Annotated in this window: 17 protein-coding genes and 1 pseudogene; 17 read left to right on the top strand and 1 reads right to left on the bottom strand. The window is 65.3% G+C overall.

Features of this window, described 5'->3' with window-relative positions; genetic code table 11:
- The 13 genes and pseudogenes from ACIQ6O_RS05190 to ACIQ6O_RS05250 all read left to right on the top strand — a co-directional run.
- Nucleotides 1-575, top strand: a pseudogene (locus ACIQ6O_RS05190) (phosphate--acyl-ACP acyltransferase); the annotation flags it as partial.
- Entirely contained in the window at nucleotides 575-1,567 is a 993-nt protein-coding gene (locus ACIQ6O_RS05195) for a beta-ketoacyl-ACP synthase III (protein ID WP_396206725.1), read from the top strand. The pseudogene ACIQ6O_RS05190 and the gene ACIQ6O_RS05195, both read left to right, overlap by 1 nt.
- 65 nt (nucleotides 1,568-1,632) lie before the next feature.
- Nucleotides 1,633-2,580, top strand: a complete 948-nt coding sequence (gene fabD / locus ACIQ6O_RS05200) for an ACP S-malonyltransferase (protein WP_396206726.1) — start codon at nucleotides 1,633-1,635, stop codon at nucleotides 2,578-2,580.
- Between the two features lie 26 nt (nucleotides 2,581-2,606).
- Nucleotides 2,607-3,356: a 3-oxoacyl-[acyl-carrier-protein] reductase gene (gene fabG / locus ACIQ6O_RS05205; RefSeq protein WP_396206727.1), complete on the top strand. Its 750-nt coding sequence runs from the start codon at nucleotides 2,607-2,609 to the stop codon at nucleotides 3,354-3,356.
- A 114-nt stretch (nucleotides 3,357-3,470) separates the two neighbouring features.
- Nucleotides 3,471-3,710, top strand: a complete 240-nt coding sequence (locus ACIQ6O_RS05210) for an acyl carrier protein (RefSeq protein ID WP_291164872.1) — start codon at nucleotides 3,471-3,473, stop codon at nucleotides 3,708-3,710.
- Nucleotides 3,710-4,951 carry a beta-ketoacyl-ACP synthase II gene (gene fabF / locus ACIQ6O_RS05215; protein WP_396206728.1) on the top strand — a complete coding sequence of 414 codons (1,242 nt, stop codon included), beginning with the start codon at nucleotides 3,710-3,712 and terminating at the stop codon, nucleotides 4,949-4,951. Before ACIQ6O_RS05210 ends, fabF begins: the two co-directional genes overlap by 1 nt.
- Before the next feature lie 66 nt (nucleotides 4,952-5,017).
- Nucleotides 5,018-6,217 (top strand): CofH family radical SAM protein, encoded by a 1,200-nt coding sequence (locus ACIQ6O_RS05220; protein WP_396206729.1) that lies wholly within the window; start codon nucleotides 5,018-5,020, stop codon nucleotides 6,215-6,217.
- 2 nt (nucleotides 6,218-6,219) lie between these two features.
- Nucleotides 6,220-7,089, top strand: a complete 870-nt coding sequence (locus ACIQ6O_RS05225) for a menaquinone biosynthesis protein (RefSeq protein ID WP_396206730.1) — start codon at nucleotides 6,220-6,222, stop codon at nucleotides 7,087-7,089.
- A 30-nt stretch (nucleotides 7,090-7,119) separates the two neighbouring features.
- Nucleotides 7,120-8,157: a cyclic dehypoxanthinyl futalosine synthase gene (gene mqnC / locus ACIQ6O_RS05230; RefSeq protein ID WP_396206731.1), complete on the top strand. Its 1,038-nt coding sequence runs from the start codon at nucleotides 7,120-7,122 to the stop codon at nucleotides 8,155-8,157.
- Nucleotides 8,157-8,657 (top strand): 2-C-methyl-D-erythritol 2,4-cyclodiphosphate synthase, encoded by a 501-nt coding sequence (ispF, locus tag ACIQ6O_RS05235; RefSeq protein ID WP_396206732.1) that lies wholly within the window; start codon nucleotides 8,157-8,159, stop codon nucleotides 8,655-8,657. Before mqnC ends, ispF begins: the two co-directional genes overlap by 1 nt.
- A gap of 36 nt (nucleotides 8,658-8,693) precedes the next feature.
- Nucleotides 8,694-9,293 carry a DedA family protein gene (locus ACIQ6O_RS05240; RefSeq protein WP_396206733.1) on the top strand — a complete coding sequence of 200 codons (600 nt, stop codon included), beginning with the start codon at nucleotides 8,694-8,696 and terminating at the stop codon, nucleotides 9,291-9,293.
- A 31-nt stretch (nucleotides 9,294-9,324) separates the two neighbouring features.
- Nucleotides 9,325-10,200 carry a site-specific tyrosine recombinase XerD gene (gene xerD / locus ACIQ6O_RS05245; protein WP_396206734.1) on the top strand — a complete coding sequence of 292 codons (876 nt, stop codon included), beginning with the start codon at nucleotides 9,325-9,327 and terminating at the stop codon, nucleotides 10,198-10,200.
- Between the two features lie 14 nt (nucleotides 10,201-10,214).
- A complete protein-coding gene (locus ACIQ6O_RS05250; RefSeq protein ID WP_396206735.1) occupies nucleotides 10,215-10,820 on the top strand; it encodes an anthranilate synthase component II in 606 nt (201 codons plus the stop codon).
- A gap of 170 nt (nucleotides 10,821-10,990) precedes the next feature.
- Here the strand turns inward: ACIQ6O_RS05250 and ACIQ6O_RS05255 are convergent, their stop codons facing one another.
- Nucleotides 10,991-11,935, bottom strand: coding sequence for a TerC family protein (locus ACIQ6O_RS05255; RefSeq protein WP_396206736.1), 945 nt, complete (start codon nucleotides 11,933-11,935; stop codon nucleotides 10,991-10,993).
- A 127-nt stretch (nucleotides 11,936-12,062) separates the two neighbouring features.
- Here ACIQ6O_RS05255 and kdsB point away from each other — a divergent pair, with 127 nt between their 5' ends.
- From kdsB to ACIQ6O_RS05275, 4 genes are all read left to right on the top strand, one after another.
- The gene (kdsB, locus tag ACIQ6O_RS05260; RefSeq protein ID WP_396206737.1) at nucleotides 12,063-12,854 is read left to right on the top strand and encodes a 3-deoxy-manno-octulosonate cytidylyltransferase; all 792 of its coding nucleotides are present in this window, start codon (nucleotides 12,063-12,065) and stop codon (nucleotides 12,852-12,854) included.
- A 48-nt stretch (nucleotides 12,855-12,902) separates the two neighbouring features.
- Entirely contained in the window at nucleotides 12,903-14,585 is a 1,683-nt protein-coding gene (locus tag ACIQ6O_RS05265) for a CTP synthase (protein ID WP_396206738.1), read from the top strand.
- Entirely contained in the window at nucleotides 14,585-15,415 is an 831-nt protein-coding gene (gene kdsA, locus ACIQ6O_RS05270) for a 3-deoxy-8-phosphooctulonate synthase (protein ID WP_396206739.1), read from the top strand. Before ACIQ6O_RS05265 ends, kdsA begins: the two co-directional genes overlap by 1 nt.
- Nucleotides 15,415-16,024: KdsC family phosphatase (locus ACIQ6O_RS05275; protein WP_396206740.1), on the top strand; the 610-nt coding region annotated here is incomplete at its 3' end. The genes kdsA and ACIQ6O_RS05275, both read left to right, overlap by 1 nt.

Raw genomic sequence — 16,024 nt, forward strand, 5'->3', positions numbered from 1 at the left:
ACGTCGATTGCGCCGCTGAGGAACTGGTCCAGTTCGCGCGCATTGGCACGGTGTACGCACACGCCTTGCTCGGTCGTGAGAATCCGGCCGTTGGGCTGCTGTCCATCGGCGAAGAAGCCGAGAAGGGAAATCTCGCGGTGAAGGAGGCGCACCAGCGCCTCCGCGGCGCCGGGCTCAACTTCATCGGCAACGTCGAAGGCCGCGACATTCCGCAGGGCGCGTGCGACCGCGGTCCCATCGACGTCGTCGTGTGCGACGGCTTCACCGGCAACATCCTGCTCAAGTTCATGGAGAGCATCGGCCCGATGCTCATCGGGTTGGTGTCGCAGGTGGCCGGGCTCGATCCGCACCAGATTGCCGGGTCGCTGAAGCAACTCGACGTGGACGAATATGGCGGGGCGCCCCTACTCGGGGTGCGCGGCGTCTCCATCATCTCGCATGGGAAGAGCTCCCCGCGCGCCATCATGAACGCCATCAACGTGGCGGTGCGTGCGTACGAGTCGGGAATGACCGACGAAATCGGCCGCCGGCTCGCCGAGTCGATGCCGCAGGCCACAGCCTCCGGAACTGCCTGATGAAGCGACCGTTCTCGTATATCGCCGGCACCGGCCACGCCGTGCCGGCCAAGGTGGTAACCAACCACGACATCGCCGCGATGGGCGTGGAAACGAACGATGAGTGGATCGTCGAGCGCACGGGCATCCGCCAGCGACACATCTGTGAACCGGGCGAGTCGCTCGCGTCGCTGTGTGCGAAGGCTTCGCAGCAGGCGATGGCAAAGGCTGGCGTGCAGCCGGGCGAGATCGATGTGATCATCGTCGGCACCGCGTCCCCCGACCATCTCCTGCCGTCACAGGCCGTCGAGGTGCAGCAGGTACTTGGGGCGTCGCGCGCCGCGGCGTTCGACGTCGCATCGGCCTGCTCCGGTTGGTTGTACGGCGCCATTGTGGGCGATTCCATGATCGCGAGCGGCTCCGCCGATACGGTGCTGGTCATCGGCGCGGAGAAGCTGAGCGCCATCGTCGACTGGACCGATCGCAACACGTGCATTCTGTTCGCCGACGGCGCCGGTGCCACGGTGCTGCGCCGCGCGAAGGGCGAGAAGCGTGAGAAGGGGATTCTCTCCACCTTCATGCGCTCCGATGGCGCGCTAGCCGAACTACTCTGGCGCCCGGCTGGCGGCGGCGCTGAAAGGTATTCCCCCGACGCGCCGGGGCGCGGCTGCATTCAGATGGCCGGGCGTGAGGTGTTCAAGCACGCCGTGCGCTCCATGGCCGAAGCCACCGACCGTGCCCTCGATAGCGCGCGTCTCACGGCCGCCGATGTGGACCTCCTCATTCCGCATCAGGCGAATGTGCGCATCATCGAAGCCACGGCAAAGCACGCGGGCATCCCGATGGATAAGGTGTTCGTGAATGTCGATCGCTTCGGCAACACGTCGGCGGCCTCCATTCCCATCGCGCTCAATGACGCGATGGAGCAGGGACGCATTCGCGAAGGCAGCACCGTGTTGTTCGCCGCCTTCGGCGCGGGCTTCACATGGGGCTCCCTGGTCGCCCGTTTCTGAGTCCGTGGCGGCCCGCCGCGTAACGCGCGGGCCGCGGATCCTCGACCTTTCGCTTCACGATCGTCATGGCATACGTATTCCTGCTCCCCGGTCAGGGTTCGCAGAAAGTCGGCATGGGCAAGGATCTGTACGAGACCTTCCCCGCCGCGCGCGAGGCGTTTCATCTAGTCGATGACGCCGTTGGTGCCGCCCTGTCGACGCTGGCCTTCGACGGACCGGCCGACGAGCTCACCCGCACGGTCAACGCGCAGCCGGCCCTCCTGGCGCACAGTGCGGCCGTGTGGTCGGTGATTCGCGAGGCGGTGGGCGAGCGTATCGTCGGCGCTGCCGGCCACTCGCTCGGGGAGTTCTCGGCATACCATGTCGCCGGCACACTCGACCTCGCGGCCGCCGCCCGTATCGTCCGCCGCCGCGGCGCACTCATGTACGAGCAGGGCGTGCAGCGCCCGGGCGCGATGGCCGCCATTCTCGGCGTGCTGACGGTGTCCATCGATGACCTGTGCGCGCAGGCGACGGCCGAATGCGGGCTGGTGGTGCCGGCCAATTACAACAGCGAAGAGCAGGTGGTCATCTCCGGCGAAGTTGCCGGAGTGGAACGCGCGATGGAATTGGCCAAGGCCGCGGGCGCCAAGCGTTGCCTGCCGCTGCCGGTAAGCGGCGCATTTCATTCTCCGCTCATGGCGCCGGCGGTCGACGGGCTCTCGCAGGCCCTGCAGGCCGAAACGTGGCACGATCCGAAGGTGCCCGTGGTGGCCAACGTGAATGCTGAAGCGGTCACGGCCGCCACCACGGCGCGCGAGCTGCTCGTGCAGCAGCTCACCGCACCCGTGCAGTGGACCCGGGTCATGCGCACGCTCGCCGACCACTTCCCAGACGCCACCTTCGTCGAAATCGGCAGCGGGGCGGTGCTCACGGGGCTCGCCCGTCGTATCACGCCGTCGGTGAAGACCATGAGCGTTGGCACTGTGGCCGAGATCGAGAAGTTCATCGAGTCCATCCCCTCCAACTCCTGACAGGCGCACCGTTTATGGCGGCTGGTATGCGAATCGATCTCACCGGGCGGGTGGCACTCGTCACGGGCTCCACGCGCGGCATCGGGCGCGCCATCGCGACGGCCCTCGCCAATGCGGGGGCCCGCGTGGCGGTCACCGGCCGCGATCAGGGCAAGGCCGACGAAGCGGCCGCCGAGATCGCCGCGGCAGCGGGTGTGGAGGTGCGGGGCTACGCGGCCGACGTCTCGGAGGTTGCTCAGGCCACGGCGCTCGTCGAGCGCGTGGAGAAGGACTTCGGACAGCTCGACATTCTGGTCAACAACGCGGGCCTCACCCGCGACAATCTGCTCATGCGTCTCAAGGACGATGATTGGGACGCGGTGCTGAACGCCAACCTCCGCGGCGCCTTCGCCACCTGCCGAGCGGCGTCGCGCGGCATGATGAAGCGTCGCTGGGGCCGCATCATCAACGTGGCCAGCGTCGTGGGGCTCATCGGCAACAAGGGACAGGCGAATTACGCGGCCAGCAAGGCCGGGCTCATCGGCATGACCAAGTCGATCGCCAAGGAGCTCGCCTCGCGCAACATCCTGGCGAACGTCATCGCGCCGGGATTCATCGAGACGGACATGACAGCGGCCATGACGCCCGAGGCACGGGCCACCATGAGCGCCGGCATTCCGCTCGAGCGGCTCGGCACCCCCGACGACATTGCAGGTATGGTGGTGGTGCTGGCTTCCGACCTCACCGGTTATGTGACCGGGCAGGTCCTCGTGGTGGACGGCGGCCTGGTGATGTAATCCGGCGTCCGGGAGGCCTTTCGTGCCGGTTTGTCCCGGCAGGCCCTCCCTGTGACGCCGTGCCATGGCTAAGTTCCCCATTCTCACTTCAACTACTTCAGAGGAACCGTTCCCATGTCGGATAACGCGTCGAAGATCAAGGACATCATCGAGAAGGAACTCGGCGTTGAGCGCGAGAAGCTCACCCCCGAAGCCAGCTTCATCGAAGACCTCGGCGCCGACTCGCTCGACATCGTCGAACTGGTGATGGAGTTCGAGAAGGAATTCAACATCGACATCCCGGACGAGGATGCCGAAAAGCTGCGCACCGTGGGTGACGCCATCGCGTACCTCGAGGCGAAGGTCGCGGGCTGATGCGCCGGCGGGTCGTCGTCACGGGTCTTGGGGCGATTACGCCCGTCGGTAACGACGTGGCGACGACCTGGCAGTCGCTGCTGGGCGGAGTGTCGGGCGGTGCGCTCATCACCAAGTTCGATGCGTCGGACTTCAAGGTGAAGTTCGCCTGCGAGGTGAAGGGCTTCGATGTGGGCCAGTACATGGACCGCAAGGAAGCCAAGCGCGCCGACCTGTTCACCCAGTACGCCATGGCCGCCTCGGTGCAGGCCATGCGCGATGCGGGGCTGGATCAGGGGGGCTACGTCCCTGAAGATTTCGGGGTGATCATCGGCAGCGGCATCGGCGGTCTGGCCACCATGGAAGACCAGCACTCGGTGCTCATGCAGTCGGGGAACCGGCGCATTTCGCCGTTCTTCATCCCGATGTACATCGCCGACATCGCGGCCGGCGTGGTCTCCATGCGCTTCAACGCCAAGGGGCCCAACTTCGCCACGATGTCCGCCTGCGCCACGAGCGCCCACGCCATTGGCGAAGCGTTCCGCACGATCTCGTATGGCGACGCCGACGTGATGCTGTGTGGCGGCACCGAGGCCTCCGTGTTGCCCATGGCCATCGGTGGCTTCGGCAACATGACGGCGCTCTCCGAGCGCAACGATTCGCCGTCGACGGCGTCGCGTCCGTTCGATGCCACGCGTGACGGATTCGTGCTCGGCGAAGGGGCTGGCGTGGTGGTGCTCGAGGTGCTCGAACATGCCCTCGCGCGCGGCGCCCGCATCTACGGCGAGGTAGTGGGATACGGCGCCACGGGTGATGCGTACCACCTTACGGGGCAGCCGGAAGCCCACGAAGGGCTGCAGCGGGCCATGCGCAAGGCCATGGCCGACGGCAAGGTGGCGCTCACCGACGTCGGGTACATCAATGCGCACGGCACGTCTACGCCGCTCAACGATCCCAACGAGATCAAGGGCATCAAGGCGGTGTTCGGCGAGCATGCGTACGCGCTGTCCGTCAGTTCGACCAAGTCGGCCACCGGGCATATGCTCGGCGCGGCTGGCGGGGTGGAGTTCATCGCCTGCGCGCTGGCCATGCGCGACGGTATGATTCCTCCCACGATCAACTACAGCACCCCCGATCCGGAGTGCGATCTCGACGTGACGCCGAACACGCCCAAGGCGCGTACGGTGGAAGTCGCGCTCTCCAATAGCTCCGGATTCGGTGGCCACAACGTCTCGATCGCGCTCCGACGCTGGCACGGGTAAGCCCGTCGGGGCGTTTATCGAGGTGACGCGCGGCATGTTGCCGCGCCGAAGCCCGGATATGTCCTGATGCCGCTCGCAGTACCGTTCCACCTCGATACGCTGCGCGATCCCGCGCTGCGCCCCATCGGCGAAAAGCTGATCCGTGGCGAGCGCCTGTCTATCGCCGACGGAATCACCCTCTACACGAGTCCCGACCTGTTGGGAGTCGGGGCGATGGCCGACGCCGCCAATCGCGCGCGCCACGGTGACCGCGTCACCTTCGCGGCCAATCAGCATATCAATCCCACCAACATCTGCGTGCTGCGGAAGACCTGTGTCTTCTGCGGCTACGCACGCCTCCCGAAGGAAGACGGCGCGTATCGCTACTCCCTCGAGCAGGTACTGGCCGAGTCCGATCGTGCCGACGGGACCATCACGCGTGAATTCCACATCGTGGGTGGGCTCGATATGCAGGCCGGCCTCGAGTACTACACGACGATGTTCCGCGCGCTCAAGGCGCGGCACCCGCAGGTGCACATCAAGGCGCTCACGGCCGTGGAAATCGCCCACATCGCCCGCATCGAAAAGATGAGCCGCGAGGATGTGCTGATCGCGTTGCGCGAGGCGGGACTCGACACGATGCCCGGCGGCGGGGCGGAAACGTTCAGTGCGGCCGTGCGCGAACAGATCGCCGACAAAAAGCTGGGCGGCACCGACTACATCGACGTACACCGCGCGGCGCACAAGCTCGGCATTCGCTCCAACTGCACGATGCTCTACGGCCATGTGGAGACCATCGAGGACCGCATGCAACATCTCCAGATGCTGCGCACGCTCCAGGACGAAACGGGCGGGTTCCTCGCGTTCATTCCGCTGGCGTACCACCCGGATGACAATGAGCTCGGGGCAACGCTCGGCCGTCAGGGCACCAGCACCACGGGCGCCGACGATCTGCGCAATCTCGCCGTGGGGCGTCTCTTCCTCGATAACTTCGAGCACATCAAGACGCACTGGATCATGGTCACCACGCCGGTGTCCCAGATCGCGCTGCACTTCGGAGTCAACGACATCGAGGGTACGGTGGTGCGCGAGAAGATCTACCACGCCGTGGGCGCCAGCACGCCGCAAGGCATGACGCTGCCGCAGCTGCTGCAGCTCATCCGCGGATCGGGCAAGCAGCCGGCCGAGCGGGATTCGTTCTATCGCGTCATCCGGGAGTTCGCCCCCGACGATTCCGGCGAGGGCATCACCGCGCCAGCCGACGCACTCACCGCCTCCGCATCCTGATCATGTCCACCACAGGGCGGGACACGCTGCGCGTCGGGCGCATCCGCTACATCAACTGCTACCCGGTGTACGGGGCCATCGAGCGTGGCATCGTGCCGCTCGCGGGCGAGTTGGTGGACGGCGTGCCCACGCAGCTCAACCGCCTCATGGCCGCCGGCGACGTCGACATCAGCGTGGTCTCGGCGGTCGAGTACGCGAAGGATGCCCACCAGTTCCTGCTGCTCCCCGAACTCGGGATCACGAGCGATGGGCCCGTGCGGAGCGTGATGCTCTTCAGCAAGCGCGACGCGCGCGACCTCGGCGGACGCCGCGTCGTGGTGAGTCGCAGCAGCATGACGTCGGTGCATCTGCTTGAACTGCTGTTCGAACATGTATGGAAGTGCCGCCCCGAGTTCGTGCCGGGCGACGCCGAAATGGGCGACATCGCGCGATTCGGCGAGGAGCAACACGACGCCCGCCTCGTGATCGGCGACGCGGCGCTCAAGCTGTTCGATGCCGCCAATCGAGGGGGCATGTGGGCCGAGCGGTACCCGTACATCGAGGATCTTGGCGCGGCGTGGAAGAACTGGACAGGGCTGCCGTTCGTATTCGCCGTGTGGGTCGCGCAGCGGCGCACACCCGTCCACGCAGCGCTCGGTGCCCATGCCTCGCTCATCGCGTCACGTGATTGGGGACTCGAGCACCTCGATCAGCTGTCCGCGCAGGCGGCGCTCGCCAGTGGCGTGCCCGTGGAGACCTGCCGTGAGTACTTCGCGGGTCTCGACTACCGTTTGTCGTACCCGCATCTCGCGGGCCTCACTGAGTTCTTCCGTCGGCTCGTGCTGGCCGGTCGTGTACCCGATGGGACGCTGGCCTTCCTCCCCGCCGCCTGACCGACATTCTGCTCTATACACGTGACCGCCATGCGTGACCTTCTCGATTTCTACACCAACGCGCCTCTGCTGGAACTCGGCCTCGAAGCCGACCGTATCCGCGAGCAGAAGCATCCGCACGGTGTCGTGACCTACATCGTCGACCGCAACATCAATTACACGAACGTGTGTGTGGCAGATTGCGGCTTCTGCGCCTTCTATCGGCGGCCGAAGCACGGCGAGGGCTACACGCTCTCGTACGAACAGATCGGCCAGAAGATCGAGGAGACGAAAGCGCTTGGTGGCGTGCAGATCCTCATTCAGGGCGGACACAATCCGTACATCCCGTTCGAGTGGTATCTCGATCTGCTGCGCTACATCAAGACGTACCATCCCATCCACATCCACGGCTTCTCGCCGAGCGAAGTGGACTTCTTCTCCACGCGATTCCGCATGGATGCCACCGAGGTGATTCGCGAGCTCAAGGCCGCGGGACTCGACAGCATCCCTGGTGGCGGCGGGGAGATTCTCGTGCAGCGCGTGCGCGACATCGCCGCCCCGAAGAAGGCGGGCGCCGACCGGTGGCTCGAGATCATGGAGCTCGCGCACAACGCCGGCATGAAGACGTCGGTCACGATGATGTACGGCATCGGGGAAACGCTCGCCGAACGCCTCGAGCATCTGCAGCGCGTGCGCGAGTTGCAGGCGCGCACCAACGGATTCACGGCGTTCATCACGTGGCCGCTACAGCCGGAGAACACGCCCACGATGTCGCACATGCCCAAGACCGATGCCACGACCTATCTGCGGACGGTAGCGATCTCACGCATCGTGCTCGACAACGTGCCCAACCTGCAGTCGAGCTGGGTGACCATGGGGATGAAGGTCGGCCAAATGGCCCTCAAGTTCGGCTGCAACGACTTCGGCTCGTTGATGATCGAGGAAAACGTGGTGTCGGCGGCGAATACGACACATCGTACCACGACCGCCGAGCTTGATCGCCTGATCGTCGATGCCGGATTCACACCGGCGCGGCGCCGGCAGGACTATTCGATCATCGCCGAAGCACCGGCGACAGCGGCCGCGTGATGCACCACCAGACTCCGACCCCTCTCACGCGCGTCGGCATCGGCTACGACTCCCATCGCTTTGGCGAAGGAGGGCCGATGCGCCTCGGCGGAATCGACATCCCGGGGGACGTACACTGTGCCGGCCATTCGGATGGCGATGCGATCTGCCACGCCATCACCGACGCCATTCTTGGCGCGGCCGCCTTTGGTGACATCGGCCAGATGTTTCCCGATACCGATCCGGCCAACAAGGGCAAGGACTCGATCGTCATGCTCAGGGCGGCGGTCGAACGGCTGTGGAATGCGGGCTATCGCGTGTACAACGTGGACGTGACCGTCATCGCGCAGCGTCCGAAGATCGGTCCGCATCGCGACGCCATGCGGACCGTGTTGTGCGAAGCCCTGCGCATTCCGCGTGATCAGGTGTTCGTGAAGGGCAAGACGAATGAAGGCATGGGGTGGATCGGTCGGGAGGAAGGGCTTGCCGTGATGTGCACGGCGACTATCCATGGCGCGTGACCGGAAAAGCGGCTGCGCAATCGATAGCCGTGCCTCATGAACGATCTCCTCGCGTGGCTCACGTCGCTCCCTGATCCGCTGTTGTATGGCGCCATTCTCGTGGCAGCCTTTGCGGAGAACGTGTTTCCGCCATTGCCAGCCGATACCGTGATCGCGCTTGGCGCCTTTGTCGCCGCACGTGGGAACGGCACCGAGTTTGGCGTCTGGTCAGCCACGATGGTCGGCAACATCGGTGGCGCCATGCTCATGTACGGCCTTGGGCATCGCTACGGGCTCCCGTGGCTGATGAAGCGCTTCCCGAGCATCGTCTCGCCCACCGCCGCTGATCGCTTCGCCGAGCGCTTCAAGACCCAAGGGATGGCTGCGGTGGTCGTCAGTCGCTTTCTTCCCGCCGTGCGGGCCCTCGTACCACCCATGGCTGGTGCGTTGGGGATCGGTGCGATTCGCGCGGCGGTTTCCATGACGCTGGCGTCCGGTGTGTGGTACGGCCTCGTGTGCATCCTCGCGTTTCGCGCGGGCGCCAACGCCGAGATCCTGCTCGCGCGCATTGCGGAGCAGCAGCGTACGATCGGACTCGCGGCCGTCGCGGTGGTCGTGGTGGCGATAGCCGTCGTATGGTGGCGCAGACGTGGGTAGCGAAGAAGGCGAACTCCACCGCGGTTTTCACGTGCAGGTGTTCGAAGACACGCTGGCGCTTGAAGACGGGGCATCAGCTCGCACTATCGAGGCGTATCGGCGCGATGTCATCCGCTGCGCCATTTACCTGCGGGAACAGGGAATCACCAGCGCGGGCGACATCACGCCGGCCGTGCTCCGTGAGTTCGTGTATCACCTGAAGGATCTCGGGTTGGCGGGCAGCTCCATTCGCCGGAACATCTCGGCTTTGCGTACGTGGTTTCGGGTGCTCCTTGCCGAGGGGCTGGTGCACAATGATCCCACGGAGCGACTCGATGCGCCGCAGCGGTGGCGCACGCTCCCCGAGGTGCTCTCGGTGGACGAGATCACGCGGTTACTGGCCGCGCCGCAACTCGACGAGCGCCTCGCGTTTCGTGACCGCGCGATGCTGGAACTCGCATATGGCGCCGGGTTGCGCGTCTCCGAGTGGATCGGACTTGCCACGAAAGACGTGCTGCTCGAGGATGGGCTGGTGCGCGTGTTCGGCAAGGGCAGCAAGGAGCGTCTGGTCCCCATCGGCCGTTCGGCGATTGGCGCGGTGGCGGTGTACATGCGCGAACTGCGCCCGGTGCTCGAACGGGGGCAGGGGAAGGGGATTCTGTTTCTGAATGGTCAAGGGAAGCCGCTCACGCGCATGGGCGCCTGGAAGATCCTGCGGAAATACGTCGAGCAGGCGGGGATCGAGAAAGACGTGTCTCCCCATACGCTACGCCACTCCTTCGCCACGCATCTGCTCGAAGGCGGCGCTGACTTGCGTGCGGTGCAGGAGATGCTGGGACATGCCGACATCGCCACGACCCAGATCTACACGCACGTGGACCGCGAGTATCTTCGGAGCGTGCACAAGCAGTTCCATCCGCGTTCCTGACGTCCGGCCCGCCCATGCTTCTGGTCATCGACAATTACGACTCGTTCACCTACAACCTCGTGCAGTACTTCGGGGCGCTCGGTGAACGCCTCGCGGTGCATCGCAATGATGCACTCTCTGTCGAAGAGGTGGGGGCCATGGCGCCGAGCGCCATCGTGGTCTCGCCGGGTCCATGCTCACCGCGGGAAGCCGGCATTTCGGTCGAGGTGATTCGTCGATACGGGAACCGGATCCCTCTGCTTGGCGTGTGCCTCGGCCATCAGGCCATCGGCGAGGCCTACGGTGGGACGGTCGTGCGCGCAGACCGAGTAATGCACGGCAAGATGTCGCGGCTCACGCACGACGGTACGGGCCTCTTCGCCGATATTCCGTCACCGTTCGGCGTCATGCGCTATCACTCGCTCGTGGTGGAGCGCGCGTCGTTGCCGGCGTGTCTGGCAGTGACCGCGGTGGCCACCGATGATGCGACTGAGATCCACGCGTTGCAGCACCGTGCGCATCCGGTATGGGGGGTGCAGTTCCACCCGGAATCGATCCTCACGGAACATGGCCGCACCATTCTCGTGAATTTCCTGCGCATGGCGCGGCAATTCTCGTCGACGGCCGACGGAACGCGCTGACACGGAGTTCACCGAGAGAGGTGAGGGCACACGGAACGCGCTGACACGGAGTTCACAGAGAGAGGTGAGGGCACGAAGAACAGCACCGACCATGCCGTTCTCCGTGCCCTCGCAAACCTTTGTGATCTCTGCGTTGACGCATTACCAACCGCGCCGGCCTTCCGAGAGCGCTACTCGGTCGGTTCCTTCTCCTCACGCGGCGGAATCACCAACGACAGCAGCACACTGCCCACCAGCACGCCGGCCACGATGCCGAGCGAGGCACCGATCCCGATGGGGCGGATTTCGCTGATCAGCATTTTCGCGCCCACGAACGCCAGCACGATCGAAAGACCGTACTTGAGCAGGTGGAACTTGCCGATGATGTTGGCGAGCACGAAATAGAGCGAGCGAAGACCGAGAATGGCAAACACGTTCGAGGTGTACACCAGGAACGGGTTGCGGGTGACCCCGAAGATGGCCGGTATGGAGTCGACGGCGAACACCACGTCGGTCGTTTCCACGAGGGCAAGCACCACGAACAAGGGGGTGGCCATGCGGCGCAGCGGCCCCCCCGGCTCCAAGGCCTCACGTACGAAGAACTTCTCACCGTGAAACTTCGTGGTGAGCGGCAGGAAACGGCGTACAAGACGAATGACCGGGTTCTGTTCCGGTTCGATCTCGCTCTCACCGCCAAACGCCATCTTGAACCCGGTATAGACCAGGAAGGCGCCAAAGACGTAGATGATCCAATGGAACCGGGCCAGCAGTACGGCCCCGGCGCCGATCATGCCGCCACGCATGACCAGGGCGCCAAGAATGCCCCAAAAGAGCACGCGATGCTGCAGTTCCTGAGGAATGCGGAAGTAACCGAAGATCAAAATGAAAACGAACAGGTTGTCCACCGACAACGCCTGTTCCACCAGATAGCCGGCATAGAATTCGAGCATCGCCTGCCGGCCCATGGCCTGGCCGATCCACAACCCGAAGCCGATCGCCAGCGAGATCCAGACGACGCTCCAGCCAAGCGCCTCCTTGACCGAAACCGCATGGGCTTTCCGGTTGAACACCCCGAGATCGAGGGCCAGCAGGAAGAGCACCAGGGCGTTGAAGCCGATCCACCAGGTTACGGGCATGCCGAAGAGTCGAGGACGCGGGAAATGACGGAGAATTCGAAGCCGCGGCGCGTTTGCCTTGGCGTGCCGACGCGGGTATCTTAACTGGCGTGAATTTTGCTGCAACCACGCCCCGACTGACTGGACAATGCCTGTCCTGGCGGTGATCCCGGCGCGCCTTGGCGCGACCCGGCTCCCCCGCAAACCGCTTCGCCTCCTGGGAGGCGAACCACTCGTCGTCCGGGTGTACCAGCGCGTCGCCGCGCTGCAGGTTGCCGACCACGTGGTCGTCGCCACCGATCATCAAGATATCGAGGCGGCGTGCGTGGCGCGGGGCATCCCGGTCGTGAACACGCGGGCCGATCATCCCAGTGGGACCGACCGCGTAGCCGAAGTGGCGTCGCACCCCGAGTTCGCCTCGTACGGGATCGTGCTCAATGTGCAGGGCGACGAGCCCTTTGTGTCGCGAGAGGCGCTCGCGGGCGCGGTGGAGATCGTGGCGAGCGGCATGGCGCCCATCGGCACCGCCGCCGTGCCGGTTCCCCTCGACGCGCAGGGGCGCCCCGACATCGTGAAAGTCGTCTGCACCGATGACGGGCGCGCGCTCTATTTTTCACGAGCACCCATTCCGTTCCTCCGTGATCCGGCGGATGCGGCGCTCCTCGGGCCGTACGTCCGACAGCACGTGGGGGTCTACGCCTATACCCGGCAGGCCCTACAGCAATGGGTATCGTGGTCACCGCATACGCTCGAACTGATCGAACGTCTCGAGCAGCTGCGGCCGCTCGCCCACGGCGTGCCGATCGGTGTGGCGCACGTGCCGGCGGCCGAAGGCGGCATCGACACCGAAGACGACCTGCACCGCGCCAACGAGCGATGGGGACAGGTCAGCGCGACACCGCAGTCCCCATCTTTCCCCGATTCTACACATGCGTCGTAAGACGCGGTTTTCATGATTCCTCACCCGGATTCCCACGAGCTCCCGCCCATGTCCAATCCCATTGCGCCGACGGGTCAGTCGACCGCGCCGAAGTACATCTTCGTTACGGGTGGCGTCGTGTCGTCGCTCGGCAAGGGCATTGCGGCGGCGTCGCTTGGACGTCTGCTCGTCGAACGCGGGTTCCGCGTCACCATGATGAAGCTCGATCCGTATCTCAATGTGGATCCGGGCACCATGTCGCCGTTCCAGCACGGCGAAGTGTTCGTCACCGATGACGGCGCCGAAACCGACCTCGATCTCGGTCACTACGAGCGGTTTCTCGATCGCCCCCTCTCGCAGGCCAACAACATCACGACGGGCCGGATCTACTCCAACGTGATCACCAAGGAGCGCCGCGGTGATTATCTCGGCGCGACGGTGCAGGTCATTCCGCACATCACCGATGAGATCAAGAATGCGGTGAAGCGCATCGCGCCCGGCAACGATGTCGTGCTCGTGGAGATCGGCGGTACGGTGGGCGACATCGAATCGTTGCCGTTTCTCGAGGCCATTCGCCAGTTCCGTCGCGAGGTCGGGAAGGAGAACGCGATTTTCGTGCACCTCACGCTGGTGCCGTACATCGCCGCGGCCGGCGAAGTGAAAACCAAGCCGACCCAGCACTCCGTGCGCGAACTCATGGAGATCGGTATCCAGCCTGACTTCCTCATCTGCCGCAGCGAGAAGCCGCTCCAGGATGATGTGAAGCGCAAGATCGCGCTGTTCTGCAATGTCGACTTCGGGGCCGTTATCGAAAGCCCCGACGTACCCACGATCTATCAGATCCCGCTGGTGTTCGAGCAGCAGGGCTTTGCCGATCGCGTCATGGAGCGCCTGCGCCTCAGCGCCCCCACACCTGATCTCTCGGCGTGGCGAACCATGGTGCAGCGCATCACGCATCCGCGCGAGAAGGTGCGCATCTGCGTCGTCGGCAAGTACACCGATTACGTCGACAGCTACAAGAGCGTACAGGAAGCGCTCATCCACGGCGGCATCGCGAACGACGTGGGGGTCGAACTCGCCTGGACCTCGAGCGACCTCTTTACCGGCCCCGATGCCGCCCGGGAGATTCTGTCACGGTATCACGGCCTCCTCGTCCCCGGCGGCTTCGGCGTGCGCGGAGTGGAGGGCATGGTGGAAGCCATCCGAGCAGCGCGCGAACTGCAGTTGCCGTTCTTCGGCATTTGCCTCGGTATGCAGGTGGCCATCATCGAGTTCTCGCGTCACGTACTCGGACTCGATGACAGCCACTCGAGCGAGTTTGCCCCCGAGTGCAGCAATCCCGTGATCTCGCTGATGGACTCGCAGCGTGAGGTAACCGACAAGGGAGGCACCATGCGTCTTGGCGCCTACCCGTGCCGGCTCCAGCGTGGCTCCAAGGCGGCAGAGATCTACGGCCAGCCCGAAGTGAGCGAGCGGCATCGGCACCGTTATGAAGTGTCGAACCGCTATCGTGAGCGGTTCATCGAGCAGGGGATGCGCCTCAGTGGCCTGTCACCCGATGATTCGCTGGTGGAAATGATCGAACTCCCCGCGCATCCCTGGTTCGTGGGCTGCCAGTTCCATCCCGAACTGCAGTCGCGCCCCCTCCGTCCGCATCCGCTGTTCGCCGGTTTCGTGGCGGCCGCGCACGCGCGCCAGGCGGCCGAAGCGAAGGCGGCCGGCGCAGCGCCGCTCGCTCACGTCAATCAGTGATGGCCGTGAGCTCCTCGCTCTTTCCGTCGGACAAGCTGTTCCTCATTGCCGGTCCGTGCCAACTCGAGGATGACGCGCTCAACCTGCGCGTCGCCGAGGCGTTGGCACGGTTGGCCGAGCACGTGCCGGGCGGCGTGATTTTCAAGGCCAGCTTCGACAAGGCCAATCGCTCCAACGTCGATGGCGTGCGCGGGCCTGGACTCGAGGCTGGCCTTGCGGCGCTCGACAGGGTGCGCGCGGCCACCGGCCTGCCTATCCTCACCGACGTGCACGAGGCCTCACAGTGTGCCGTTGCAGCACAGGTGGTCGATGTGCTGCAGATCCCCGCGTTTCTCTGCCGCCAGACGGACCTGCTGCTCGCGGCCGGAGCGACGGGCAAAGCGGTGAACGTCAAAAAGGGCCAGTGGATGCACCCGGAGGGAATGACGGGGGCGGTACGCAAGGTCGAAGCGGGGGCCGCTCTTGCCGGCCGTGAGCTCGGCGCCCTCGCCGTGACCGAACGCGGCACCTTCTTCGGCTACGGCGACCTCGTGGTAGACATGCGCGCCTTCGCGCGCATGCGTGCCGCCTGCAGCGTGCCCGTGATCTTCGATGCCACGCACAGCGTGCAGCAGCCGGGGAAGGGGCAGGGAGGAGCCAGCGGAGGGGCACGCGAGTTCATCCCGCCCCTCACGTACGCCGCGGTCGCCGCTGGCGCTCAGGGGCTGTTCCTCGAGACCCATCCCCATCCGGAGGCCGCCCCCAGCGACGGCCCCAACATGATCCCGCTCGCGGAACTGCCGGCGCTCGTCCAACGCGCGGTCGACATCTGGGATCGGACCACGCGTTGATGGTCGTGAGTCACGAACTGCCGCCCTTGGTCGTGCACGCGCCGCGCATCGAGCCCGCGCTCGCCAAGCGCGTGCGTCTCGTCGCTTTCGACGTGGACGGTGTGCTCACGGATGGCGGCCTGTACCTCGGCAGCGCGACGCACGACGGAGCCGCCGTTCCGTTCGAACTGAAGCGGTACGATGTGCAGGACGGACTCGGCATGGCCATGCTGCGCGAGTGCGGCATCAAGGTGGCCCTGATCACAGGCCGGGTCTCGGAAAGTGTCGCCATGCGCGCGCGCGAACTGCGCGTGGATGCCTGCATTCAGGATCGTCAGGCCCGCAAGTTGCCGGCGCTCCGCCGGTTGTGCGCCGATTGGGACATCGCGCTCGACGACGTCGCATTCGTTGGTGACGATCTGCCGGATCTCGCGGCGATGCGCGCGGTCGGCCTCGCGGTCGCGGTGGGCAACGCCACGATCGAAGTACGTCGGGCCGCGCATCTGCAACTCGACGCGCGCGGCGGCCACGGCGCCGTCCGCGAATTCAGCGAGGCGCTGCTCCACGCGCGTGACGAATGGATCGACGCCGTCGAGCGGTACGTGCGCTCACGCAGCGACGACACGTCAC

The organism is Gemmatimonas sp., assembly GCF_044345575.1.
Classification (GTDB): Bacteria; Gemmatimonadota; Gemmatimonadetes; order Gemmatimonadales; family Gemmatimonadaceae; genus Gemmatimonas.